The sequence below is a fragment of the Sphingomonas lenta genome, from assembly GCF_002288825.1.
GTDB lineage: Bacteria > Pseudomonadota > Alphaproteobacteria > Sphingomonadales > Sphingomonadaceae > Sphingomonas > Sphingomonas lenta.
In genome coordinates this window covers 764,662-786,179 of record NZ_NSLI01000003.1, presented here as the reverse complement: position 1 = coordinate 786,179, position 21,518 = coordinate 764,662, and the positions used below count along the sequence as shown (strand labels likewise).

Genomic DNA, 21,518 nt, shown 5'->3' with positions numbered 1-21,518 from the left:
AACCCGTCCAGCGAAGCCGCCGCGGAACCCTCGCCCGGCTCGTTCCGTTTCAGCAACAATGGCGGACGAACCACACAGCGTCGGCGACGTGCTCGATAAGCTCCGCGAGCTCGCCGACCAAGGTGATGTCGAAGTCGGCCATATGGCTGAGGCGTTCGGCAGCCGCAGCCACGGACCCTTCCTGCTCGTCCCCGCCCTGATCGAGATGTCGCCCATCGGCGGCATCCCCGGCTTGCCCACCGTGCTCGCGGCCATGATCGCGCTATTCGCAGCCCAGATGATCATCGGGCGCAAGCACCTCTGGCTGCCCGGCTTCGTCGCGCGGCGAAAGTTCGGGGCGGACAAGGTGCGCAAGGCCGCCGACAAACTGCAGGGCGTGGCGCGCTTCATGGACCGGCATTTTCACGGCCGCATGCCCGCGCTGACCAAGGGTGTTTTCGTGCGCGCGGCGGGCGTGATCGTGATCCTGCTCTGCTGCACGGTGCCGCCGCTCGAGCTACTGCCGTTCGCCAGCACCGCGCCGATGCTGGCGATCGCGGCGTTCGGGCTGGCGATGATGGTGCGCGACGGGCTGCTGATGCTCTTCGCGTTCCTGTTATCGGGTGCGGCGGTCGCGGTCGGGCTCGGGCTATGGGCGGACGGGGCCGGCCAGGGCGGCGGCTCCTAGGCTATTTCGCGGCTTTGCGGAGCGCCAAGCGGACCAGCGCGTCGAGGCTGGCGCTCCCACCCAGTTCTTCCTCCGCCTGCGCCACGACGGCGGCGGCTTCGGCGGGGCGGAAGCCGAGGTTGAGGAGCGCCGAGACGGCGTCGGCCCCCGCACCTGCGGGGACGGCCTGCGCCGCAGCGGCGGGTCCCAAGCTGACGCCGCCGACGCAATCTTTCAGCTCGCGCACGATGCGCTCGGCGAGCTTGGGCCCGACACCCTGCGCGCGCGCCACCGTGGCCTTGTCCTGCGCCAGCACCGCGCGGTTGAGGTCGGCGGGCTCCAGCGCCGACAGGATCGCGAGCGCCACGCGCGCGCCGACGCCCTGCACGCCGGTCAAGAGGCGAAACCAGTCGCGCTCGGCCGCGGTCGCGAACCCGACGAGGCGGATCGAGTCCTCCGCCACCAACATCTCGGTGAAGACGGTAACCGCCTCCCCCGTCGGCCCGAGCGCCGACAGCGTGCGCGCGGACGCGCCGACCAGGTATCCGACGCCGCCCACGTCGATGACGGCGTGGTCGAGGCCGGTGGAGTCGAGGCGGCCTTTGAGGTGTGCGATCAACGTCTTTTCCGTTCGCCCTGAGCTAGTCGAAGGGCTGTCCTTCTACTTAGCTGCGGGATGAAGAGAAGAGCAGCGCTTCGACAAGCTCAGCGCGAGCGGAGGTTGGATGCGCTCGCTGCATGGTGGGCGTGGCAAACTGCGACCGCCAATGCGTCCGCCGCATCCGGCCCGTCGATCTTCACGCCCGGCAGCAGGCGCGAAACCATCGCCTGCACCTGAACCTTCTCCGCCGCGCCCGTGCCGACCAGCGCTTTCTTCACGAGCCGCGACGCGTACTCGCCGACCTGCAACCCGTGCCGCGCCAATCCCGCGAGCAGCACGCCGCGCGCGTGCGCGAGCTTGAGCGTGGACTGCGGGTTTTCGTTGACGAACACCTCCTCCATCGCGGCCGTGTCGGGCGGATGGTCGGCGAGGAGCGCCGCGAGCTGGCTGTCGAGGTACGACAGCCGCTGCGCCAGCGGCTCGGACGCGACCGTCTTGAAGCGTCCGTTGCCCAGGTGCTGCAGCCGGCTTCCCTCGCTCCGGATCAAACCCCAGCCCGTCGTGCCGAGGCCGGGGTCGAGACCGAGGATGATCACCTAAGCGAGCCGCTCCATCACCTCTTCGGGCACCTCGTAATTACCCCACACCGTCTGCACGTCGTCGTCGTCGTCCAGCGTGTCGATCAGCTTGAGCAAAGTCGCCGCGTCGTCGTCGCCGACCGCGACCGTGGTCTGCGGCCGCCAGGCGAGCTTCGCGCCTTCCGCCTCACCCAGCACCGGCTCCAACGCCTTGGCGACCTCGTGCAGGTCGGCCTGCGCCGTCCAGATCTCGTGGCCGTCCTCGCTCGACGTCACGTCCTCCGCGCCCGCCTCCAGCGCGGCCTCGAACACCTTCTCGGCGTCGCCGGCGCCCGCCGGATAGGTGATCAGGCCCATGCGGTCGAAGCCGTGGCTCACCGACCCGCTCGCGCCCAAATTGCCGCCGTTCTTGGAGACGATGGTGCGCACGTTGGTAGCGGTGCGGTTGCGGTTGTCGGTCAACGCCTCAATGATCAGCGACACGCCGCCAGGCCCGAAGCCTTCGTAGCGGATCTCCTCGTAATTCTCCGCGTCGCCCCGGCTCGCCTTATCGATCGCGCGCGCGATGTTGTCCTTGGGCATGGACGCGGCCTTGGCGGCGTTGACGGCGGCGCGCAGGCGCGGGTTCATGTCGGGGTCGGGCGTGCCCATCTTCGCCGCCACCGTGATCTCGCGGGAGAGCTTGGAGAAGGCCGCCGAGCGCTTCTTATCCTGCGCGCCCTTGCGGTGCATGATGTTCTTGAACTTGGAATGGCCTGCCATCGTCGCCTCTGAAGGAAAGGCGGCTCTTTAGCGCCGAACCGAGCGGATCGACAATTGCTTGGGGCTGCCGCTTCCGCCAAACCGCGCCGCTTATGACCGTACGCGTTGATTTGGGGACGGACGAGCGGGGCCAGGCCGTCGCGCTCGACCTGGAGGAGCTGCTCGCCACCCGCCTGCTCGTCCAGGGTAATTCGGGTTCCGGCAAGTCGCACCTGCTCCGCCGCCTGCTCGAGCGCTCGGCCGGTCAGGTGCAGCAGGTGGTGGTCGACCCGGAGGGCGACTTCGTGACGCTCGCCGGCCCGCACGGCCATGTCGTGATCGAGGCCGCCGACTATTCCGAGCGCGAGATCGCCCGCTTCGCCGCGCGCATCCGCGAGCACCGCGCCTCCGTCGTACTCTCGCTCGAAGGGCTGGAGGCGGAGGGCCAGATGCGCTGCGCCGCGCAGTTCCTGTCCGCGCTGTTCGACGCCCCGCGCGAGCACTGGTATCCCGCGCTCGTCGTCGTCGACGAGGCGCAGCTCTTCGCCCCCACCACGGGCGGCGAGGTCGCGGAGGAGGTGCGCCGCGCGAGCCTGTCGGCGATGACCAACCTCATGTGCCGCGGCCGCAAGCGCGGGCTGGCCGGCGTGATCGCGACGCAACGCCTCGCCAAGCTCGCCAAGAACGTCGCCGCCGAGGCGTCCAACTTCCTGATGGGCCGCACCTTTCTCGACATCGACATGGCCAGGGCCGCCGACCTCCTCGGCATGGAGCGCCGCCAGGCCGACGTGATCCGCGACCTGCCGCGCGGCAGCTTTTTGGGATTAGGCCCGGCCGTCTCGCGCCGACCGATCACCGTGCGCATCGGCGCCGTCGAGACCTCGGCGCGTAGCTCCAGCCCCAAGCTGACGCCGTTGCCCGAAGCGAAGCCGATCGACCTGACCGACCTGCTCGCCGAGCCCGCCGAGCCGGCGCTGCCGATGAGCTTCGACCCGCGCCCGCGCCAGGTGCCCGCCGACGAGCTCGACCAGCGCATCGTCCGGCCCGAGCCCGTCGCGACGCTCGCGCCGCTGCCGACCAAGTCGGACGAGGAGGCGGAGGCGATCTACGCCGACACGCTCCGCACGATCGTCGCCGATCCCGAATCGGCGTTCCGGCCCACGCCCGAGCTGTTCCAGGACTTCCAGGTCCGCTGCCGCATGGCCGGCCTCCCGCGGCCCGCGCTCGACCTGCCCGGCTTCGCGCGCCGCCTGTCCTGCGCGCGCGCGGGCGTGTTCGACGTGGCCGATCCCGAATGGCGGGACGCGCTCCTGCTGGGCGGCCAGCTTCCCGACGACATGCTGGGCGCGTTCCTGCTGGTGGCGCGCGCCGCGCGCGAAGGCCGCCCCTGCCCGTCCGACGCCGAACTCGCGCGCACTTACGGCACCAGCTCGCTCGGGCGCGTGCGCCGCCTGCTCGGCTACATCGAATCGCGCGACCTGTTCGTCACGCGCGTGGACCTGTCGGGCAAGCGCTCCATCGCCATCCCTCGGCTCGGCTGGACGACCGAACCGGCGGAGGCGGCATGACCGTCAGGCTTTGAGGAGGCCCAAGACGCCGCCCTTCCCGTCATCACCGGCGACCCTATACGCAGCCTCGGCGACGTTGGATGAGGTTGCCTTCAGCAGCTGCTTCAGCTCCTTGTCGACGAGTCTCGATGTGTCGGCGACCCGCTCCGCCGCCGCGACGTCCGTCCCCCGCTCGGCGGTGGCGGCGGTCGCGAGCGCCTTCGTCCGTTCGGTGCGCATCCGCTCGACGAAGGCGCGCAGCGGCGACTCGGCCGTCACCGTCACCTGCGCGGCCGCGGCCCTGGATCGGCGTCTGCGCCCATAAGCCGGGTCGATGCCGCCTTCACCGGCCGTTGAAACCGCAGCCGTCGGCGCGGACGGCGGGCTGGTCGACGGGTTGAGGGTGTCGATCGACCCCGTGGAGGTCGGCGGCGGCGTCGGTGCGGGCGTGGGCGTTGGAGACTTTGCCTTCGCCGCCTGCTGCTGGGCCAGCCACGCCTGGTATCCCCGAGAGAGCGCGGCTAAGAGGTCGTTCTCCATACTCGATCCCCTGACTGTTCCGGCACGGTTGTCACGGCCGGACCGTAATCGGGACCAAAGGGAGAGCGCTAAGGACCGGTTAGGGATGATCGCGCATCGTCTTCAAGCCGCGCAGCCGCTCAGATCATGCCTAGCGCCTGCATGTACACCTCCAGGATCGACTGCTCCTCGCGGTGCTCGTCCGGCTTCTTCTTGCGAATCTGCAGGATCTTGCGGATCGCCTTGGGATCGTAGCCGCGCGACTTGGCCTCGGCCATGACGTCCTTGATATCGTCGGCGATGCCCTTCTTCTCTTCCTCAAGGCGCTCCGCGCGCTCGATCAGGAGGCGCAGCTCGTCCGCCGCAACATGACCGCCGCCGCGGCCGACCTCGCCCAATTCCTCGACCATATAGACCCCCTCGCGGGCGCACGCTCGCGCGCCCGATCCCTGCTGATGATGAAAGCTGAACCGGCCCGCGCTCGCGCGCACGGGTTCGATGGGCATGCGTCTACGGATTAACCACGCGCCCCTCAAGCCCGTTGCGGCGAACCGCCCTACCGCACGGGAAAGACCTGCCGCTGCCCGCCCAGCTTGTGCACGACGCCGCGGCGCATGACGAAGTCGACGTTCTGCATCCGGTTCACGTCGGCCACGGGATCGCCCGACACCGCGATGATGTCGGCGTCCATGCCGGGCAGGATGCGCCCGATCCGGTCGGCGCGGCCCAGCGCCTCGGCGGCGTCCACCGTCGCCGACCGAAGCGCGCGCATCGGCTCCATGCCGACCTGCGTCATGTACAGGAACTCGAGCCCATTGGTCCCGTGCGGGCCGACGCCCGAATCGGTGCCCATCGCGACCTTCACGCCGCCCGCGAAGGCGCGGCGATGGCTTTCCTTGACGACGGTCGCGACCTGCTCGGCCTTGGCGGCGGAGGCGGCGGGGCGCTCGCCCGCGCGGCCCTGGCGGATCACGCTCTCGAACGCGTGCATGGTCGGCACGAGGTACGCGCCCGTTTTCCGGAACAGCGCGATCGTCTCGTTATCCAGGTAGCTGCCGTGCTCGATCGTATCCACGCCCGCCCTGAGCGCGCCGTCCACGCCCGACTTGCCGTGCGCGTGCGCCGCCACCTTGCGGCCGAAGGCGTGGGCGGTGTCGACGATCGCCTTCATCTCCTCCGGCGTCATCTGCGCCTCCAGGCCGCCGGCGATGTTGGAGCCGACGCCGCCCGACGCCGCGAACTTGATCACCTCCGCGCCCGTGAAGATCTGCTCGCGCGTCGCCCGGCGGCAGTCGTCGGGGCCGTCGCACAGGTGCGGCGAGTCCTCGCGCTCGATATGCGCGTACTCGCGCTTGAGGCCGTTGGCGTCGCCGTGACCCGCCGTCACCGAGATCATCCGGCCGGCGTTGACCACCGTCGGCCCCGCCACCTCGCCGCGCGCGATCGCGTCGCGGAGCGCGCGCACGCCGCGCGGCTCGCCGCCCAGGTCGCGCACAGTCGTCACGCCCGCCTCCAGCGTCCGCCGGGCGTTGGCGACCGCCGTCAGCAGCTCGTCCTCCATGTCGGTGGTCGTCGCGTTGAGCCGCGCCTGGAGCGGGTAGCCCGTCGAGTAGAAATGGACGTGCATGTCGATCAGCCCCGGCATCACGTACCGGTCGCTCAGGTTCACCAGCTCCGCGCCGGCGGGCGGGGCGACGAAGCCGTCGCGCACCTCGGCGATCCGGCCGTCGCGCACCACGATCGTCGACCGGCCCCGCGGCCGCTCGCCCGGCACCGCGAGCAGCTGGCCCGCGTGGATGTATGTGGTCTTGCTCGGCTGCGGCTGGGCGGGCGCGGGCGCCGCGGTCGATCCGGCGGCGCCGGGCGCATCCTGTGCTGCGGCGGCGGTGCCCGCGACGAGCGCGAGCGCGAGTGCGATGGATTTCATGCGTCCCCTCTCCGAGTGTTTGCACCGGCTTAGCGGGTGCGATCCGCTGCCGCTATCCCTCCTTCTTCCCCGGCGGAGGCCGGGGCCCGGTTACGGTGCGCAATGTGGGTGCACGCTCCCGACGACCATCCTGACTGGACCCCGGCCTACGCCGGGGACGAGCGCTAAAAGGACAAGTCAGGCGTTCTTCGCCACGCTCTCCGCCATCCGCGCCAGCTGCTCCGGCGTGGCCTCCGTCTGATGCCGCGCCTTCCACTCGGCATATGGCATGCCGTACACCAGCTCGCGGCCCTGCTCCTTGGGCACGCCGCCCGCCTCCGCGACCCAGTCGCCTAGACAGTTGCGGCAGAAGCCCGCCAGCCCCATCAGGTCGACGTTCTGCGCGTCGCTTCGATGCCGCAGGTGCCGCACCAGCCGCCGAAACGCCTCCGCCGCCACGCGGTCGTCCAGCCCGTCCAAATCGTCCATCGCCCATGCTCCCGGTTGATCCGGCGCGATTAGGCGCTAGGGCCTGCCGCGCAAAGTACCGGAGCGTTTCCCGCATGACCAAAGCCATGGCCCCCCGTTCGCGGAAGGTGCGCGTGCTCGCCACGCTGGGCCCGGCGTCGAACTCGCCCGAGATGATCGCCAAGCTGTTCGAGGCGGGCGCGGACGCGTTCCGCATCAACATGAGCCACGGCGACCAGACGTCCAAGGTGGCCGTCGTCCAGGCGATCCGCTCGCTGGAGAAGCGCTTCGGCCGGCCGAGCACCATCCTCGCCGACCTCCAGGGGCCTAAGCTCCGCGTCGGCAAGTTCGCCGAAGGACGCGTGACGCTGGAGACGGGTCAGGTGTTCAGGCTCGATCGCTCCACCGAGCCGGGCGACGCCACCCGCGTCGAGCTGCCCCACCGCGAAATCTTCGCCGCGATCGAGCCGAACGCGCGCCTGCTGCTCGACGACGGCAAGCTCGTGCTGCGCGTGACCGAGCATGGGGAGGACTTCATCACCACGCGCGTCGAGGTCGGCGGGGTGCTCTCGAACAACAAGGGCCTGAACGTCCCCGACGTGGTGGTGCCGATGGCGGCGTTGACCGAGAAGGACCGCTCCGACCTCGCCTGGGCGGTCGAGCAGGGGCTCGACTGGGTCGCGCTCTCCTTCGTGCAGCGGCCGGAGGACCTGATGGAGGCGCGCCGCCTGCTCCAGGGCAAGGCCGCGCTGCTCGCCAAGATCGAGAAGCCCGCCGCGATCGACCGGCTGGACGAGATCGTGGAGCAGTGCGACGGCGTCATGGTCGCGCGCGGCGACCTCGGCGTCGAGCTGCCGCCGCAACAGGTCCCGCCGCTCCAGAAGCGCATCGTGGAGGTCTCGCGACGCATGGGCCGGCCGGTGGTGGTCGCCACCCAGATGCTCGAATCGATGATCAAGTCGCCCTCGCCCACCCGCGCCGAGGTGTCGGACGTGGCGACCGCGATCTACGACGGGGCGGACGCGATCATGCTGTCGGCGGAGTCGGCGGCCGGCGACTATCCGATCGAGTCGGTGTCGATGATGAACGCGATCGGCGAATCGGTCGAGCGCGACCCCAGCCACGGCGACCGCGTCCACTTCACCGTCACCAAGCCCGACCCTACCACCGCCGACGCGCTGGCGGAGGCCGCCAAGGACATCACGGACACGGTCTCGGCGTCGGCGATTATCTGCTTCACCATGAGCGGCTCCACCGCGCGCCGCGTCGCGCGCGAGCGCCCGGCGGTGCCGATCCTGGTGCTCACGCCAAGTCCGGAAACGGCGCGGCGCCTGGGCCTGCTCTGGGGCACGCACGCGGTGCTGACGCGCGACGTGGAGAGCTTCGAGGAGATGGTCGCCAAGTCGAAGCGCATGGCGCTCCGCCACGGCGTCGCCGCCGCCGGCGACCGCGTGATCGTCATGGCCGGCGTCCCCTTCCGCACGCCGGGCTCGACCAACGTCATCCACGTCGTCCGCATCATGGGCGACGAGCTGAAGAACTACGGGACGAGCGCGAGCGGGTGACGGCGTAGGTCGCCGTCCGTGGTCAGCAACCGCGCGCCGAGCAGGTGCGCGTGTACGGCGATCATATCATCATACGGGTCGTTGTTGGCGACCGGCGGACTGATCTCGACCGCGCACTCCGGCCCTTCGAGCGGCACGATGGGTACGGCGTTCCGGTCGGCCCAAGCGATCGCCTCGTCGGGGCTCAGGTCCAGCTTGCGGTCGCCGGATCGATAACGGGTCCGCCACTTCATCCTGATCTCCCAGATCGAGATGGCAGAGACGAACAATTCAATGTCGTCGCGCCTCATGACCTCGCAAAAGCGCGGCGGAAGCGGCTCTCCGACAGCCGCGCGGACGACGACCTGCGTGTCGAGCAGAACCCTCAACTAGGCCCGGCTTTCCAGTCGTCGGGGAGGCCGAGCAGACGACGGCTGAGCGCCGGGTCGTCGAACATGTCCAGGAACTCCTGGCTCACCTCGCGCTTGTCGAGGCCGAGCTCGCGCCTGACTTCCTCGTTCCGCTCGAAGCTGAACTTCCCGCCTTTTGTCGACCGCATGCGCGCCATGGTCCGAAGCAGCGACTCCGGCACGGTCGCGGACTCGCCTTGCAACGTGACCGTCACCCGCTCCCCGCGTCCGGCTGCCGCGACCGCCTCGTCGAGCTGCGCTTGATCTTCTCCGACCGTCATCTTCACGACCGATCTCCTCAGTCGGGCAAGTTAGGCCCGCTCGGGCGCTCGGGCAAGCAAGCCTAACTCCGTCAGCTCCCGCCTCAGCTTCGGCTCACCCGTGAAATGCAGCGCGATAAGGCCGACGCTCTCCGCGCCCGCGATGTTGTCGGTGTTGTCGTCGATGAACACCGTGCGCTCAGCCTCCAGGCCGAAGCGGTCGAGCGCCAGGCGGTAGATGGCGGGATCGGGCTTGATCAGCTTCTCCTCGCCCGACACGACGATGCCGAGGAAGCGGTTGAATACGCCCGCGTGCTTCTCGCGAAAGGGCGGGAAGAACTCGGCGGAGAAGTTGGTGATGGCGTAGAGCGGCACGCCCGCCGCGTGGAGCTCGTCGAACAACGCCTCCATGCCGGGCATCATCGCCCGGTTCGTCTCGTTAAAGCGCGGTTTCAGAAGCGCGATGAGCTCGGCGTGGTGCGGGTGGAGCGCGGCGAGCTCCGCCGACGTCTCGGCGAAGGACCGGCCCGCGTCGTGCTGATAATGCCACTCCGGCGTGACCACGTCGCGCAGGAAGGCGTCGAGCAGCTCACCGTCCTCGATGAGCTGCTCGTACAGGAACCGAAGGTCCCAGTCGTACAGGACCCGGCCGACGTCGAAGATGACCGCCGTCGGCCGCAACGAGCGCAGTTCGGGGTCCCCACAAAGTACCACTTTGTGGGGTACTTCTTAACCCTGGCGCGCCTTGAAGCGGCGGTTGGTCTTGTTGATGACGTAGGTGCGGCCGCGGCGGCGGATCACGCGGTTGTCGCGGTGCCGGTCCTTGAGCGACTTGAGCGAGTTGACGATCTTCATGGCGCGCGGGTGCTTCCGGTGAAACGGGTGGAGATTTGATGGAAGCGAGCCGCCTATAGTCGGCCCCGCCCCAAGTCAAGGTTCGTGCATCCGCTTGACGCGCTCGTGCGTTACCGGGCTGTAACGACCGGAAAAGCGGAGGCGATATGAAGCGGTTGGCGATGGCGGCGGTGTTGACGACGGGTATCGCACTGGCGGGCTGCGCGACGACCGCGCCCTTGCCGCCCGCGGAGGCGATCCGCTTTCATCTCGGCCAGCCCATCCCGCGCGGTACGATCCAGGTCCAGCCGCTCGAGACCACGCCCGGCGCGCCGCCCAGCCTGGAGTACCGGTCCTACGCCGCGGCGGTCGAGGCCGAGCTGCTCCGCAACGGCTACGCGCTCGCGCCCGCGGGTACGCAACCCGACTTCCTGGCGACCGTCGCCTTCCGCCGCGGCACCCAGGCCGGGCCGCCGCGGCGCTCGCCCTTCTCGATCGGCTTGGGCGTGGGCGGCGCGGACTTCGGCCGTCGCAGCGCGGTCGGCGGCGGAGTGGGCGTCGGCATCCCCGTGGGCGGTGGCGGCGCAAGCCAGATCGTCGTGTCGGAGCTGGAGGTCGCGATCCGCCGCCGCGCCGACCAGAGCCGCGTCTGGGAAGGCCAGTCGCGCGCCGCCGCCGACGCGCGCAACCCCGCCAGCGACACGGGCGCGCTCGCGCAGCGGCTCGCCCGCGCGCTGTTCACGGGCTTTCCGGGCGAGTCGGGACGCACTATCGAGATCGAATGAGCATTACTCTCAATGCCGCTTTTGACAGCGGCAACATCCGCGTAGTCGCCCTTAACGGCGACCGCGTGGATCTCGAGATCGTCCCCGACCACCAGTCCGACTTCTATCAATGGTTCCATTTCCGCGTCGCCGGCGCGCGCGGGCGTACGCTCTCTTTCCGCATCCTCAACGCCGGCGGCAGCGCCTATCCGTTCGGCTGGCCGGGCTACAAGGTGCGCGGCTCGACCGATCGCGAGGCGTGGCGGCAGGTGCCGACGCGCTACGCCGACGGCGTGCTCGAATGGGAGTGGGCGGTCGACACCGAGCTCTGCTGGTTCGCCTACTTCGCCCCTTACACGATGGAGCGGCACGAGGCGCTCGTCGCCCGCATCGCAGCCAGGCCCGGCGTTCGCCACCGCGAACTCGGGCTCAGTCTCGACGGCCAGGCGATCGACTGCCTCACGGTCGGCTCCGGCGCCAAGCCCGTATGGATCTACGCCCGCCAGCATCCCGGCGAGAGCATGGCCGAGTGGTTCATGGAAGGTTTGCTCGAGCGCCTGACCGACAGGGCCAACCCGCACGCGGCCGCCCTGCTGGAGAAGGCCACGCTCCACTGCGTCCCCAACATGAACCCGGACGGGTCCAGGCGGGGGCACCTGCGCACCAACGCCGCGGGCGTGAACCTCAACCGCGAGTGGCACGCCCCCACGCCCGAGCGCAGCCCGGAGGTGCTCCACGTCCGCAACGCCATGGACGAGACGGGCGTCGCCTTCGCGATCGACGTCCACGGCGACGAGGCGATCCCCGCCAACTTCATCGCCGGCTACGAGGGCATCCCGTCGTGGAACGACGACCACGGCGCGCACTTCTACGAGTTCGGCCGCCGCTTGGCCGCGCACACGCCCGACTTCCAGACCGAGCTCGGCTATGAGAAGGCGAGCGCCGGCAACGCCAACCTGTCCATGTCCACCAACCAGCTCGCCGAACGTTACCGCGCGGTCGCGTGCACGCTGGAGATGCCGTTCAAGGACCATGACCGGAACCCCGACCCCGAGTTCGGCTGGTCGCCCGAACGGTCGAAGAAGCTGGCGCACGCGTGCCTGGAGGTGCTGGCGGAGATGATCGACGACGTGCCGTTCCACGCGCGCGGCTGAGGTTCACGGACCCGTCCCGCCCCGCTAACGGTCGCGCTGTAACAGAGGAGTCCGCATGCCCACGCTAGTCCTGATCCGCCACGGCCAATCCGCTTGGAACCTGGAGAACCGCTTCACCGGCTGGTGGGACGTCGACGTGACGGAGAAGGGCGCGGCGGAGGCCAAGGCCGCGGGCGAGTTGATGGCCGCCAAGGGCCTCGACTTCGACATGACCTTCACCAGCTTCCAGACGCGCGCGATCAAGACGCTCAACCTCGCGCTGGAGGCGATGGGCCGACTCTGGCTCCCGACCGAGAAGCACTGGCGGCTCAACGAGCGCCACTATGGCGGCCTGACCGGCCTCGACAAGGCGGAGACCGCGGCCAAGCACGGCGACGAGCAGGTCAAGATCTGGCGGCGTTCGTTCGACATCCCGCCGCCCGCGTCCGAGCCCGGCGGCGACTACGACCTCGCCAACGACCGCCGCTACCACGGCATCCCCATCCCCCAGGCCGAGAGCCTCAAGGACACGATCGCCCGCGTGCTCCCCTACTGGGAGGAGCGCATCGCGCCCTCGCTCCGCAGCGGCCAGCGCATCCTCATCTCCGCGCACGGCAACAGCTTGCGCGCGCTCGTCAAGCACCTGTCCGGCATCGGCGACGACGAGATCGTCCACCTGGAGATCCCGACCGGCCAGCCCATCGTCTACCAACTCGACGCGGATCTGCGCGAGGTCGAGCGCTACTATCTAAGCGAGCGCTGATCCTTCTTAATCCTCCCCCGCTTACAGCGGGGGAGGGGGACCATGCGAAGCATAGTGGAGGGGGAGCTACGGGATGCGGCATCACTTACGGCCGGCGACAGGCCCCCGGCTTGTCGCTGATCGAACTACGCCCCCTCCACCACACCCTACAGGCGCGGTCCCCCTCCCCGCATCTGCGATGCGGGGTAGGACTTGAGCCCCGCCCCCTCCCCCGCTACCCGCACCCCATGAGCCAAGTCGGCATCATCATGGGCTCCACCTCTGACTGGGAGACGATGCGCCACACCGCGGACGTGCTCGCCCGGCTCGACGTCCCGCACGAGTGCAAGGTCGTCTCCGCCCACCGCACGCCGCAGCGCCTCTACGACTACGCAACCGCAGCGGCCGAGCGCGGCCTCAAGGTCATCGTCGCCGGCGCAGGGGGAGCCGCGCACCTGCCCGGCATGGCGGCGTCGATGACGCACCTGCCCGTGCTCGGCGTCCCTGTCGAATCCGCTGCGCTCAAGGGCATGGATAGCCTCCTCTCCATCGTCCAGATGCCCGGCGGCGTCCCCGTCGGCACGCTCGCGATCGGCAAGGCCGGCGCGATCAACGCGGGGCTGCTCGCGGCGAGCATCCTGGCGACCGCGGACGAGGCGTTGGCCAAACGGCTGAAGGCGTGGCGGGCTCACCAGACGGAGAGCGTCGCGGAGGAGCCGGCCTAAGGTGGCGAGCGCACCCGCCCGCCATACCCCTACCCGTCACCCCGGACTTGTTCCGGGGTCCATCGTCGTCCGCACACTCCAGCGGGACCGTACGCACGACGATGGATGCCGGAACAAGTCCGGCATGACGAAGAGGGGTGAGCGGATAAGATGATCCCCCCCGGCTCCACGGTCGGCATCCTCGGCGGCGGCCAGCTCGGCCGCATGCTCGCGGTCGCCGCCGCCCAGCTTGGCTACCGCACCCACGTCTACGCGCCGGAAGCCAGCGGCCCCGCCACCGAGGTCGCCGCCGAATGGACGCAGGGCCGCTTCGAGGACGCCGACGCGATGCGTGCCTTCGCCGCAAAGGTCGACATCGCCACCTACGAGTTCGAGAACGTCGACCCGCACGCGGTCGCCTACCTGTCCGGCCGCGTCGCCGTGGCGCCGTCGGCCCGCTCGCTCGAAATCTCCCACTACCGCCCCGCCGAGAAGACGGTCGTGGCCGAGCTGGGCGGCCGAACCGCCGAGTGGCGACCCGTCGACGGCCCCGACGCGCTTCGCCGCGCGGTCGACGAGATCGGCGCCCCCGCCATCCTCAAGACGACGCTGTTCGGCTACGACGGCAAGGGCCAGGCCCGCCTCGACGAGCCCGCCGACGCCGAAGCCGCCTGGAGCGCCATCGGCCGCCCGCACCCGATCGAACACGGCGTCCCCGCCATCCTGGAACGCCGCGTCGACTTCCGGGCCGAGTTCTCCGTCGTCCTCGCCCGCTCCGCCGCCGGCGAGGTCGCGGTCTACGACACGCCGGAGAACGTCCACCGCGACGGCATCCTACATACGTCGACCGTGCCCGCCTCCCCGCTCGTCCTCGACCAAGCGCCCGACGCGATCGCGCTCGCCACCCGCGTCGCCGAGCGGCTGGGCCATATCGGCGTCCTCACCTGCGAGTTCTTCGCGACGGAGGACGGCCCCGTGTTCAACGAGATGGCACCGCGCGTCCACAACTCGGGCCACTGGACGATCGAAGGTGCGGTCACCTCGCAGTTCGAGAACCACATCCGCGCCATCTGCGGCCTGCCGCTGGGCTCCACCGCCCGCACCGGCGATCGGGTCGTGATGGAGAACCTGATCGGCCACGAAGCCGACCGCTGGCCCGACCTCCTGCGCGACCCGGCGGCCCACCTCCACCTCTACGGCAAGCGTGACGCGAAGCCGGGGCGGAAGATGGGCCACGCGACCTGGGTGGAGCGTCCGCTCACCGGCTCCAAGCCGCCCAGGTGACGAGCGCCAATGGAGCGAGCGCGACGGCGTCCGCCAGCGCGATCGTCCGGAGCTGGCCCGACGGCATGCCGCTCGCCGCGTAGACGGTCAGGAATGCGACGACGCTGATCCCGACCACCAGTGACGCCGCCCGCCGCGCATCGGGGGAGAAAGCCGCCAACACTGCGACCGCGAGCACGGCCAGGAACAGCGCGCCCCTGTGCACGATGAGTATGCCGACCGCACCGCCGGGAGCCACGCCGTACAGCCGCTCGGTCAGTCGCGGCGCGAACAAGACCGCCGCCGGCATGGCGTGCACCGCCGCGAGCAGCAGCCAGGATGCGAACAATGCCCGTTCCACGTCGCTCCCTTCCGCAGCACCCGCTCCGAACAGATTAGTTTCATATCGAAACGCGATTGGCAAGGGGCTGTCCTACAGCTTATCGCCCATGCCATGCCGGCGTGCGACTCGGCCGTGTCCGGGTCGCTGCTCTTTCTCATCGTTGATCCCGACGAGCCCACCTCGTTTATCGTCACGCAACAAAGTTGCCGACCGACGATACGGAATTGCCGAACGGGCGCGAAATTTGCGAAGCTAAGCCGTCAGGCGGGCTCCGCGACCCGCATCACCTGGGCCGCGAATCGCTCCATCTCCTCCATCTGCGGGCTCATCTGGAGGAGCAGCAGGTCGAGCCCGGCGTCCTCATATTCCTCGATCCGCTCGCGCAGCTGCTCGGGCGTGCCGACCAGGTTGGGCCGCAACCCGCGGTTCGACACCGAATATTCCTGGATCTTCAGCTCGCGCTCCAGCTGCGTGCCGCTCAGCCACTGGTCGAAGTTGGCGTAGCCCGCCGGCAGCTCGGTCACGGTGGTGATCCGCTCCAGCTCGCGCTTCGCCTCGGCCTCCGAGTCGCGCACGATCGCGTAGGCCGCCATGCCGTATTGCATCGGCGGCTTGCCCACGGCCTCGCGCCTCGCGGCCATGTCGGCGATCTTGGGCCGGATCGCGTCCGCCGGGTCGCCGTGCATGACGTATGCGTCGCACTGCTCGGCGATCATCGACTTCGCCTTCTCTGACTCGCCGCCCGCGTAGATGACGGGATGGTGCGCCGGCTTGGGGGAGCAGATCGCGTCCTGGAGCTTGTAGAAGTCGCCGTCGAAGCTGAACCGGTTCTCCGACCACAGGCCCTCCACCACCTTCAGCCACTCGGACGTCCGCGCGTAGCGGTCGTCGTGCTGGTCGAACTGGAGGCCGTACTGCTTGGCCTCGTCCGCCCACCAGCTCGACACGACGTTGAGCGCCAGCCGCCCGTTCGAGATCCGGTCGATGTTCGCCGCCGCCTTGGCGAACAGCGCCGGGTGGTGGAAGTTGGGCCGGACCGCGACCATCAGCTCCAGCGACTCCGTCACCGCCGCCAGCGCCGCCGCCGTCGACCAGGCGTCGAGCGCGGGGCTCTCCACGCCCTTGATGTCGTTGAGGTTGAGCTCGGCGACGAGACTTAGCGAGTACCCCCATCTCTCCGACGCCTGCGCCAGCCGCTTGGTGTAGTCCCAGCTCGCCTCCATGCCCTCATTCGGCACGTTGCGAAGCCAGCCGCCGAACACCGGCATCCAGTAACCGTAGCGCATCAGCGTGAGCCCCCGATCTGCTCTTGAATGAAATCGACCAAGCGCTCGTGCGGGTCCCAGCCCAGCACTTGCCTTGGCTTGGCCACGAAGTTCGACAGCGCGTTGATGTCGTAGAAGCGGGGCACACCGTCGCGGTCGTCCACCATCACCTCCACGCCGCCCACGTCGAGCCGCATGGCCTGCGCGACCCGCTCGGCGGCGTCCACCAGCTCCGCCGCCGGCTCGACCGCGCGCATGCTGATGCCTGATCCCTCGACGCAGGCGTCCGCCGGGCACAGGTCGAACGCGCCTCCGCCCGCCACCTCGATTGAGTAGAGATGCTTCGCAGCTAGCGTCTCGATCCGCGTGATCGTACCGCCGCGTGCGGGCACATAGTCCTGCACCAGCAGCACGCCGTCCACGCTCCGCGGCAGGTCGCCCGCCGCGACCACCGCGCGCAACTCGTGGACCGAATCGAACCGCATGATCCCCGCGCCCGACCCGCCGATGTTCGCCTTGACCACGAGCGGGTAGCCCACCTCCGCGGCTGCGCCCTCCACGTCCGCCGCCCGGTGCACCACGCGCGTCTCCGGGATCGCGAGGCCCAGCCTCGACAGCAGCGACAGCTGCCGCGCCTTGGACGAGTCGATCGCCAGCACCTCCGCGCCGTTGATCACCCGCACGCCCGCGCGAGCCCAGTGGTCGAGCATCGCCGTCACGTGAAAGATCGGGTGCTCGTCGGAACGCAGGAAGCTCGACATGGCGATGCGGTTCAGCACCACGCGGGCGGGCGGCGTCGGGTCGGCGGGGTTCCAGTCCCCGTCCGGCGTCCGCGCGACGTAGTCGACGCCGCGCGCGTCCAGCGCGGCGAAGAGTGGGCGAAACCATTCGGGGTGTTCGTAGAGGATCAAGAGGTCGTGCATCCGCCCGCCCCTGCCACCCCCCGCCACCGCCCGCCAGCCCCGCGCGCTTGGCCGCACCCAAGCTCGGCTTCGCGGAACAGGGCCGGAAGCGAAAGGGTTAACGACGCCCGAGAGGAGACCACCCATGACCACCAGCAAGCACGACAAGTCGACCGAAGGTGACACCCCCTTCCAGAACGACCTCGACCGCAACCCCGGCATCGGCCAGTCGGGCGGCGCCTTCGCGACCGGCGAGGACCCGGACGAACTGATGGCCGACAACACGGAGGAAGGCGACGTGGAGAACGACGCCGGCCCCAACGGCGAGGCGATACCGGGCAAGCTCGGACGCACCAACGCCTGAACGCCGCTCCTCTTCCGTTCGCTTCGAGCCTAGTCGAGAAGCTTGGCAGCACCACGTCTGGACCGTTTCTCGACTGCGCTCGAAACGAACGGGTTTAAGGGTGACGCCCAGCTTCCACCCCCGGCTGGTCAACGGCCGCTACGGCGACCCCGCGCTCTTTGTGGACCGCGCGCACGAGCGCGGGGCGCTGCTGTTCGACCTGGGCGACCTCCACCCGCTCTCCGCCCGCGACCTGCTGCGCGTCACCCACGCGTTCGTGTCGCACATGCACATGGACCATTTCGTCGGCTTCGACAGCTGGCTCCGCGTGCTCGTCGGCCGCGAGAAGCAGGTGGATCTGGTCGGGCCGGAAGGCCTGATCGACGCGGTCGGCCACAAGCTCCGCGCGTACACCTGGGACCTGGTCAGCCGCTACGACACCGACCTCGTCATCGACGTCGCCGAGCTGGTCGCCCCTGATCGTCTCCGGCGCGCCCGCTACCGCTTCCTCACCGGCTTCGCGCGCGAGGAGCTGGGCGAGGCGGATGCGCCCGGCGGCTTGGTCGCGCGCACGCCCGCCTTCTCCGTCCACGCCGCCATCCTGGAGCATCACGGCCCCAGCCTCGGCTTCGCGCTGACCGAGCCCGTCCACGTCAACGTCTGGCGCAACCGCGTCGAGGAGCGCGGTCTGGCGGTCGGTCCCTGGCTCAAGCCGCTCAAGGAGGCCATCCGCGACGGCGCGCCCGACGATACCGTGATTACGCTCCCGGACGGCACCGCCGAACTCGGCACCTTGCGCGACCTCGTCAGCGTCGAGCCTGGCCAGAAGCTCGGCTACATCACCGACATCCGCGACACACCCGCCAACCGCGCCGCCGTCGCCGCGCTGTGCGACGGCGCGGACACGCTGTTCATCGAAGCGAGCTTCGCCGCCGACGAAGCCGAACGCGCCCGCGACCGCGCGCACCTGACCACCACCGCCGCCGGCGAGATCGCGCGGGCGGCGCAGGCGCGCCGCGTAGAACCGTTCCACTTCTCGTCCCGCAACGAGGGCCGCGAGGCCGAGATGCTCCTGGAGGTTGAGGCCGCGTTCGCGCCCACCCCTCTCCCGCTTTCGCGGGCGCATCAGGTCGGTCATGCCCCCGGCATGACCTAAACCGTCCGGGGGACGGTTTACCTGATGCGGGACAGGCCCGCAGGGCCAGGGTGAGGGTCCGCTCTGACGTAAGAGGGTGCCCTCACCCTGCGGCTGCGCCGCTGTCCCTCCCCCGCGAAAGCGGGAGAGGGTTCCTGGTAAGCTCCCGCACCGCCTCCAGGTCCTCCGGCTTGTCTACATCTACCGCCGCCAGCCCGAACGGGCTCTCGACCACCGCCGCACGCACGCCCGCCAGCTCGCCCAGCCGCGCCACCGCCGCCGCCAGCGTCAGCCGCCCGAGCAGGTAGCGCATCAGCATCCTCAACCCGAACCGCCGAACGATCCGCCAGGGCCGCTTGCGATCCGCCTCGACCAGCCGCCACAGGTCGATCGCCCGCGCCGCCGCCGGCGTGCGTAGCAGGAACAGGTTGCACCCCGACCAGTTCCCGTCGGCGAAGCGCAGATAAGTCCGCCGCGTCCCCGGCAGCGCCGCCTCGATCGACTCGCGCCGGGCGAGCAGCACGGCGACGTCCGCGTTCGCGGGCACGTCAACGACGAAGCGCCGTACCCATTCCGGCTCGAGCAGCGCGTGGTCGGCGGTGGTGACGAGCAACGGAGTGCCCAGTTCGACGAGCGCCCGCCCGACGCTGGCGCTCGGCCCCGCTTCGGTCGGCAGGACGGGCAGGCCCAGCCGCTCCGCCTGGGCCACCACCTCCGGCGCGTTCGCCGACACGGCCGCCTCGCACCCCGCCCCGCGCAGCGCCTCGACGACGCGCGCGAGCAACGTCGCGCCGTCCAGCTCAATCAGCGCCTTGTGCGCCACCCCCGCATAGGCCGCGACCGGATCGACCGCGCCGGGCCTGGAGCCGGCGAGCACCACCGCCTTCACGAGCTGCGCCGCTCCCGCCACACGCGCCACAGCACGCCGGGGGCGGCGAGCACCGGATGCCGCTCGCGCCACGGCGTCAGCGCGACGCGCACGCCCGTGTGCCGCTCGATCTTCCACGCCCCGTAGCGCGCCGCGCCCTCGAAGGTGGACGCCGCGCGCACGAGCCGCAGCAGGTTGAGCGGCTTACCGGCGCGTCGCGACCGGCCCCAGCGGCTCCGGACACGCGCCCGCTCCGACACGGGCAACGACGGCGCGAGCACGCCCGCTTGCGCTCCGAACGCAACTCCCGCCGCTTCCCACGCCAGCGGTAGCAGCTCGGCGTAGCGCTCGCGGTCGTGCGCGACGATCTCGTCACCCCTGCCCCGCTTCTCCACCCGGAACTCGGCCGCGTAGGTCGCGCGGAACAGCGCGCGCCAGTAATCCTCAGCCGACCCGCGCTTCGGCCCGAGCGCCGCGGCGAACCGCGCCGCCGTCGCCGCCGCGGCGGACACGGCCGCGACGACCTCCTCCGCCGCCTGGGCGTCCGCGGACCAGACTAGCGCGGACGGCTGCACGAAGCGCGCCCACACCGTCGTGTCCAGCATCCGCCCCGCCGCCGCCCGCGCGAACGTCGCCAGCGTCATCGTCGCGATCTTGGCCCGGAGCGTCGCGCCGTCATGCACGAACTCGCGATAGCCCACGCGCGGCCAGATGCCGCGCTCGCGCTCGCCTTCCGTCAGCACGTAGAAGTCGAGCACGCCGTCGGCCGACCCGGTACGCAGGTTGGACCCGTAGAACAGCACGGCGCGCACGCCCTCACCGGCCAGCTCGCCCGCTACCGCGCGTACGAAGTCCGGGACCGGCCGCCGGAGCGACCGCTCGGTGAACGCCAGCAGGTGGTCGGTCACGGCGTGACGAAGTTGAGCGGCACGCCCTCGGAGATGCGGTATCGCCCGGCGGGGAAACGCTCCCCGTCCAGGATGAACTCGCCGTCCAGGTCCAGGTCGAGCGACGGCGCGTCCACGCGGTGGTAACCCGCGCGCTCCAGCCACGCCGCCTCCGACCCGCCGAGCAGCGGGCCGACCGCGGACAGCATGCGGCGCGGTGGCGCGTCGATCGCCAGCGTCTTCAGGCCGGGACGCGAACTCCCGAACGGCCGCACGCCGAGAGGCAGCCGCTCCAACGTGGAGGCTAGAAACAAATACGATGCCCGATCGCTCGCGAGCGCCGCGTCATGCATTGGCGCCGAGCGTTCATGATGCCGAACGCGCATCCGCTCTCCGCGCCGCCACTCGCCCGACGGCGAACCGAAGAACGTCTGCGCAACCGCCCAGGACAGCGCGAGTCCCACGGCGACGCCGTTGAACGCGCCCGCACGATGGGTACGTTGCGCCAGCGCGGTCGCGCCGACGAACGCACCCGCGCCGAACAAGAAGCCGCGCACCGCGCCGTCCGCCCCGTCCCGCCGCTCGACCACGACCGGCGCCCGCGACGTCGTGCCGCCGTCGCGCGCCGCCGCCAGCGCCTGGTCGAGCGTCCACTCCTTGGGCGTGCCGAGATCGATCGCGAGCGCATTGGTCTTGCCCGACGGCAGCACCGCCAGCCGCGGCCAGCGCGCTCCCCAGACGTCGCCCGCGCAGGTGAGCACGTCGCGCACCGTGCCGTCGCCGCCGTCGATCACCAGGAGATCGATCCGCTCCTCCGCGAACCGGGTGAGCACGTCGCGCAGCTCGGCGCGCGTCCTGGGCGCGGCGGCGACCACACCCGGGCGCGGGTCCGACCCGGCGAGCGCGACGGTGGAGTTGCGGTGGCTGCGCGGATTGCTGATCAGCCCGACGCGCTCGGGCGCGGACGCGGGCGCCCAGCGGCGCGCGCGCTCCCGTGGCGGCCACGGCAGCGCGTCCGGCCCCAACGCCGCGACCCGGGGGAGCCCGGAGAAGTCGTAGATCGTTCCGTTCACGATGCGGCCAACTTAGGCGCAGGCGCGCCGATTGCTACAGAA

27 protein-coding genes are annotated in these 21,518 nt (G+C 70.4%); 10 read left to right on the top strand and 17 right to left on the bottom strand.

Annotated elements, in window-relative coordinates; all coding sequences use genetic code 11:
* Positions 1–58 precede the first annotated feature (58 nt).
* On the top strand, positions 59–667 hold the full coding sequence (locus CKY28_RS11020; protein WP_095998353.1) for an exopolysaccharide biosynthesis protein: 609 nt from the start codon (positions 59–61) through the stop codon (positions 665–667).
* 1 nt (position 668) lies between these two features.
* Here the strand turns inward: CKY28_RS11020 and ruvA are convergent, their stop codons facing one another.
* From ruvA to CKY28_RS11005, 3 genes are all read right to left on the bottom strand, one after another.
* The gene (gene ruvA, locus CKY28_RS11015) at positions 669–1,265 is read right to left on the bottom strand and encodes a Holliday junction branch migration protein RuvA (RefSeq protein WP_095998352.1); all 597 of its coding nucleotides are present in this window, start codon (positions 1,263–1,265) and stop codon (positions 669–671) included.
* Positions 1,266–1,351: 86 nt separating this feature from the next.
* A complete protein-coding gene (gene ruvC / locus CKY28_RS11010; protein WP_095998351.1) occupies positions 1,352–1,843 on the bottom strand; it encodes a crossover junction endodeoxyribonuclease RuvC in 492 nt (163 codons plus the stop codon).
* Positions 1,844–2,587, bottom strand: a complete 744-nt coding sequence (locus CKY28_RS11005) for a YebC/PmpR family DNA-binding transcriptional regulator (RefSeq protein WP_095998350.1) — start codon at positions 2,585–2,587, stop codon at positions 1,844–1,846.
* A 92-nt stretch (positions 2,588–2,679) separates the two neighbouring features.
* Between CKY28_RS11005 and CKY28_RS11000 the strand changes: the two genes are divergently transcribed.
* Positions 2,680–4,134: a helicase HerA domain-containing protein gene (locus CKY28_RS11000; protein WP_095998349.1), complete on the top strand. Its 1,455-nt coding sequence runs from the start codon at positions 2,680–2,682 to the stop codon at positions 4,132–4,134.
* Between the two features lie 3 nt (positions 4,135–4,137).
* Here the strand turns inward: CKY28_RS11000 and CKY28_RS18285 are convergent, their stop codons facing one another.
* The 4 genes from CKY28_RS18285 to CKY28_RS10980 form a co-directional block, all read right to left on the bottom strand.
* Positions 4,138–4,653: a hypothetical protein gene (locus CKY28_RS18285; protein WP_141243914.1), complete on the bottom strand. Its 516-nt coding sequence runs from the start codon at positions 4,651–4,653 to the stop codon at positions 4,138–4,140.
* A gap of 119 nt (positions 4,654–4,772) precedes the next feature.
* Positions 4,773–5,042: a DUF2312 domain-containing protein gene (locus CKY28_RS10990; RefSeq protein ID WP_095998620.1), complete on the bottom strand. Its 270-nt coding sequence runs from the start codon at positions 5,040–5,042 to the stop codon at positions 4,773–4,775.
* A 146-nt stretch (positions 5,043–5,188) separates the two neighbouring features.
* Complete coding sequence (locus tag CKY28_RS10985; RefSeq protein ID WP_095998347.1) at positions 5,189–6,559, bottom strand: metal-dependent hydrolase family protein; 1,371 nt, start codon at positions 6,557–6,559, stop codon at positions 5,189–5,191.
* 177 nt (positions 6,560–6,736) lie between these two features.
* A complete protein-coding gene (locus CKY28_RS10980; RefSeq protein ID WP_095998346.1) occupies positions 6,737–7,027 on the bottom strand; it encodes a DUF1244 domain-containing protein in 291 nt (96 codons plus the stop codon).
* 74 nt (positions 7,028–7,101) lie between these two features.
* Here CKY28_RS10980 and pyk point away from each other — a divergent pair, with 74 nt between their 5' ends.
* Positions 7,102–8,571 (top strand): pyruvate kinase, encoded by a 1,470-nt coding sequence (pyk, locus tag CKY28_RS10975; RefSeq protein ID WP_095998345.1) that lies wholly within the window; start codon positions 7,102–7,104, stop codon positions 8,569–8,571.
* Here the strand turns inward: pyk and CKY28_RS10970 are convergent.
* The 4 genes from CKY28_RS10970 to ykgO are packed head-to-tail and all read right to left on the bottom strand — an operon-like array spanning position 8,547 to position 10,075.
* Positions 8,547–8,939: a type II toxin-antitoxin system VapC family toxin gene (locus CKY28_RS10970; protein WP_095998344.1), complete on the bottom strand. Its 393-nt coding sequence runs from the start codon at positions 8,937–8,939 to the stop codon at positions 8,547–8,549. The two genes, pyk and CKY28_RS10970, sit on opposite strands and share 25 nt — an antisense overlap.
* Positions 8,936–9,247 (bottom strand): hypothetical protein, encoded by a 312-nt coding sequence (locus CKY28_RS10965; protein ID WP_095998343.1) that lies wholly within the window; start codon positions 9,245–9,247, stop codon positions 8,936–8,938. Before CKY28_RS10965 ends, CKY28_RS10970 begins: the two co-directional genes overlap by 4 nt.
* Positions 9,248–9,271: 24 nt before the next feature.
* Entirely contained in the window at positions 9,272–9,901 is a 630-nt protein-coding gene (locus CKY28_RS10960; protein WP_095998342.1) for an HAD family hydrolase, read from the bottom strand.
* 48 nt (positions 9,902–9,949) lie between these two features.
* Positions 9,950–10,075, bottom strand: coding sequence for a type B 50S ribosomal protein L36 (gene ykgO / locus CKY28_RS10955; protein WP_095998341.1), 126 nt, complete (start codon positions 10,073–10,075; stop codon positions 9,950–9,952).
* Between the two features lie 146 nt (positions 10,076–10,221).
* Here ykgO and CKY28_RS10950 point away from each other — a divergent pair, with 146 nt between their 5' ends.
* The 5 genes from CKY28_RS10950 (at position 10,222) to CKY28_RS10930 (ending at position 14,681) form a co-directional block, all read left to right on the top strand.
* On the top strand, positions 10,222–10,839 hold the full coding sequence (locus CKY28_RS10950; protein ID WP_245841784.1) for a DUF4136 domain-containing protein: 618 nt from the start codon (positions 10,222–10,224) through the stop codon (positions 10,837–10,839).
* Complete coding sequence (locus CKY28_RS10945; protein ID WP_095998340.1) at positions 10,836–11,972, top strand: M14 family metallopeptidase; 1,137 nt, start codon at positions 10,836–10,838, stop codon at positions 11,970–11,972. Before CKY28_RS10950 ends, CKY28_RS10945 begins: the two co-directional genes overlap by 4 nt.
* Positions 11,973–12,027: 55 nt before the next feature.
* Positions 12,028–12,714 carry a 2,3-diphosphoglycerate-dependent phosphoglycerate mutase gene (gene gpmA / locus CKY28_RS10940; protein WP_095998339.1) on the top strand — a complete coding sequence of 229 codons (687 nt, stop codon included), beginning with the start codon at positions 12,028–12,030 and terminating at the stop codon, positions 12,712–12,714.
* A 227-nt stretch (positions 12,715–12,941) separates the two neighbouring features.
* Positions 12,942–13,418 carry a 5-(carboxyamino)imidazole ribonucleotide mutase gene (purE, locus tag CKY28_RS10935; protein WP_095998338.1) on the top strand — a complete coding sequence of 159 codons (477 nt, stop codon included), beginning with the start codon at positions 12,942–12,944 and terminating at the stop codon, positions 13,416–13,418.
* A 150-nt stretch (positions 13,419–13,568) separates the two neighbouring features.
* Positions 13,569–14,681 carry a 5-(carboxyamino)imidazole ribonucleotide synthase gene (locus CKY28_RS10930; RefSeq protein WP_095998337.1) on the top strand — a complete coding sequence of 371 codons (1,113 nt, stop codon included), beginning with the start codon at positions 13,569–13,571 and terminating at the stop codon, positions 14,679–14,681.
* On the opposite strand, the gene CKY28_RS10925 is transcribed toward CKY28_RS10930, so the two are convergent.
* The 3 genes from CKY28_RS10925 to CKY28_RS10915 form a co-directional block, all read right to left on the bottom strand.
* On the bottom strand, positions 14,656–15,021 hold the full coding sequence (locus CKY28_RS10925; protein WP_141243913.1) for a hypothetical protein: 366 nt from the start codon (positions 15,019–15,021) through the stop codon (positions 14,656–14,658). The two genes, CKY28_RS10930 and CKY28_RS10925, sit on opposite strands and share 26 nt — an antisense overlap.
* Positions 15,022–15,263: 242 nt before the next feature.
* A complete protein-coding gene (locus tag CKY28_RS10920) occupies positions 15,264–16,289 on the bottom strand; it encodes an LLM class flavin-dependent oxidoreductase (RefSeq protein WP_095998335.1) in 1,026 nt (341 codons plus the stop codon).
* The gene (locus CKY28_RS10915) at positions 16,289–17,191 is read right to left on the bottom strand and encodes an ATP-grasp domain-containing protein (protein ID WP_095998334.1); all 903 of its coding nucleotides are present in this window, start codon (positions 17,189–17,191) and stop codon (positions 16,289–16,291) included. Before CKY28_RS10915 ends, CKY28_RS10920 begins: the two co-directional genes overlap by 1 nt.
* A gap of 124 nt (positions 17,192–17,315) precedes the next feature.
* Between CKY28_RS10915 and CKY28_RS10910 the strand changes: the two genes are divergently transcribed.
* Together CKY28_RS10910 and CKY28_RS10905 are read left to right on the top strand one after the other, a co-directional pair.
* Positions 17,316–17,534, top strand: a complete 219-nt coding sequence (locus CKY28_RS10910) for a hypothetical protein (RefSeq protein WP_095998333.1) — start codon at positions 17,316–17,318, stop codon at positions 17,532–17,534.
* A gap of 100 nt (positions 17,535–17,634) precedes the next feature.
* Entirely contained in the window at positions 17,635–18,669 is a 1,035-nt protein-coding gene (locus CKY28_RS10905) for a ribonuclease Z (RefSeq protein WP_176473058.1), read from the top strand.
* Between the two features lie 82 nt (positions 18,670–18,751).
* Here the strand turns inward: CKY28_RS10905 and CKY28_RS10900 are convergent, their stop codons facing one another.
* From CKY28_RS10900 to CKY28_RS10890, 3 genes are read right to left on the bottom strand one after another with little or no spacing between them, the layout of a single operon-like run.
* Positions 18,752–19,558 (bottom strand): nucleotidyltransferase family protein, encoded by an 807-nt coding sequence (locus tag CKY28_RS10900; protein ID WP_245841782.1) that lies wholly within the window; start codon positions 19,556–19,558, stop codon positions 18,752–18,754.
* On the bottom strand, positions 19,534–20,424 hold the full coding sequence (locus CKY28_RS10895) for a hypothetical protein (RefSeq protein ID WP_095998331.1): 891 nt from the start codon (positions 20,422–20,424) through the stop codon (positions 19,534–19,536). Before CKY28_RS10895 ends, CKY28_RS10900 begins: the two co-directional genes overlap by 25 nt.
* Complete coding sequence (locus CKY28_RS10890) at positions 20,421–21,476, bottom strand: diacylglycerol/lipid kinase family protein (protein WP_176473057.1); 1,056 nt, start codon at positions 21,474–21,476, stop codon at positions 20,421–20,423. Before CKY28_RS10890 ends, CKY28_RS10895 begins: the two co-directional genes overlap by 4 nt.
* Between the last annotated feature and the right edge of the window lie 42 nt (positions 21,477–21,518).

Excerpts from the sequence above, each read along its gene's own strand:
- CKY28_RS10980 (WP_095998346.1), bottom strand. The coding sequence starts at position 7,027 with ATGGACGATTTGGACGGGCTGGACGACCGCGTGGCGGCGGAGGCGTTT.
- pyk (WP_095998345.1), top strand. The coding sequence starts at position 7,102 with ATGACCAAAGCCATGGCCCCCCGTTCGCGGAAGGTGCGCGTGCTCGCC.
- CKY28_RS10990 (WP_095998620.1), bottom strand. The coding sequence starts at position 5,042 with ATGGTCGAGGAATTGGGCGAGGTCGGCCGCGGCGGCGGTCATGTTGCG.
- CKY28_RS18285 (WP_141243914.1), bottom strand. The coding sequence starts at position 4,653 with ATGGAGAACGACCTCTTAGCCGCGCTCTCTCGGGGATACCAGGCGTGG.
- CKY28_RS10945 (WP_095998340.1), top strand. The coding sequence starts at position 10,836 with ATGAGCATTACTCTCAATGCCGCTTTTGACAGCGGCAACATCCGCGTA.
- CKY28_RS10920 (WP_095998335.1), bottom strand. The coding sequence starts at position 16,289 with ATGCGCTACGGTTACTGGATGCCGGTGTTCGGCGGCTGGCTTCGCAAC.
- CKY28_RS10915 (WP_095998334.1), bottom strand. The coding sequence starts at position 17,191 with ATGCACGACCTCTTGATCCTCTACGAACACCCCGAATGGTTTCGCCCA.
- CKY28_RS11020 (WP_095998353.1), top strand. The coding sequence starts at position 59 with ATGGCGGACGAACCACACAGCGTCGGCGACGTGCTCGATAAGCTCCGC.
- purE (WP_095998338.1), top strand. The coding sequence starts at position 12,942 with ATGAGCCAAGTCGGCATCATCATGGGCTCCACCTCTGACTGGGAGACG.
- CKY28_RS10985 (WP_095998347.1), bottom strand. The coding sequence starts at position 6,559 with ATGAAATCCATCGCACTCGCGCTCGCGCTCGTCGCGGGCACCGCCGCC.
- gpmA (WP_095998339.1), top strand. The coding sequence starts at position 12,028 with ATGCCCACGCTAGTCCTGATCCGCCACGGCCAATCCGCTTGGAACCTG.
- CKY28_RS10910 (WP_095998333.1), top strand. The coding sequence starts at position 17,316 with ATGACCACCAGCAAGCACGACAAGTCGACCGAAGGTGACACCCCCTTC.
- CKY28_RS10930 (WP_095998337.1), top strand. The coding sequence starts at position 13,569 with ATGATCCCCCCCGGCTCCACGGTCGGCATCCTCGGCGGCGGCCAGCTC.
- ykgO (WP_095998341.1), bottom strand. The coding sequence starts at position 10,075 with ATGAAGATCGTCAACTCGCTCAAGTCGCTCAAGGACCGGCACCGCGAC.
- CKY28_RS11000 (WP_095998349.1), top strand. The coding sequence starts at position 2,680 with ATGACCGTACGCGTTGATTTGGGGACGGACGAGCGGGGCCAGGCCGTC.
- CKY28_RS11005 (WP_095998350.1), bottom strand. The coding sequence starts at position 2,587 with ATGGCAGGCCATTCCAAGTTCAAGAACATCATGCACCGCAAGGGCGCG.
- CKY28_RS10950 (WP_245841784.1), top strand. The coding sequence starts at position 10,222 with ATGAAGCGGTTGGCGATGGCGGCGGTGTTGACGACGGGTATCGCACTG.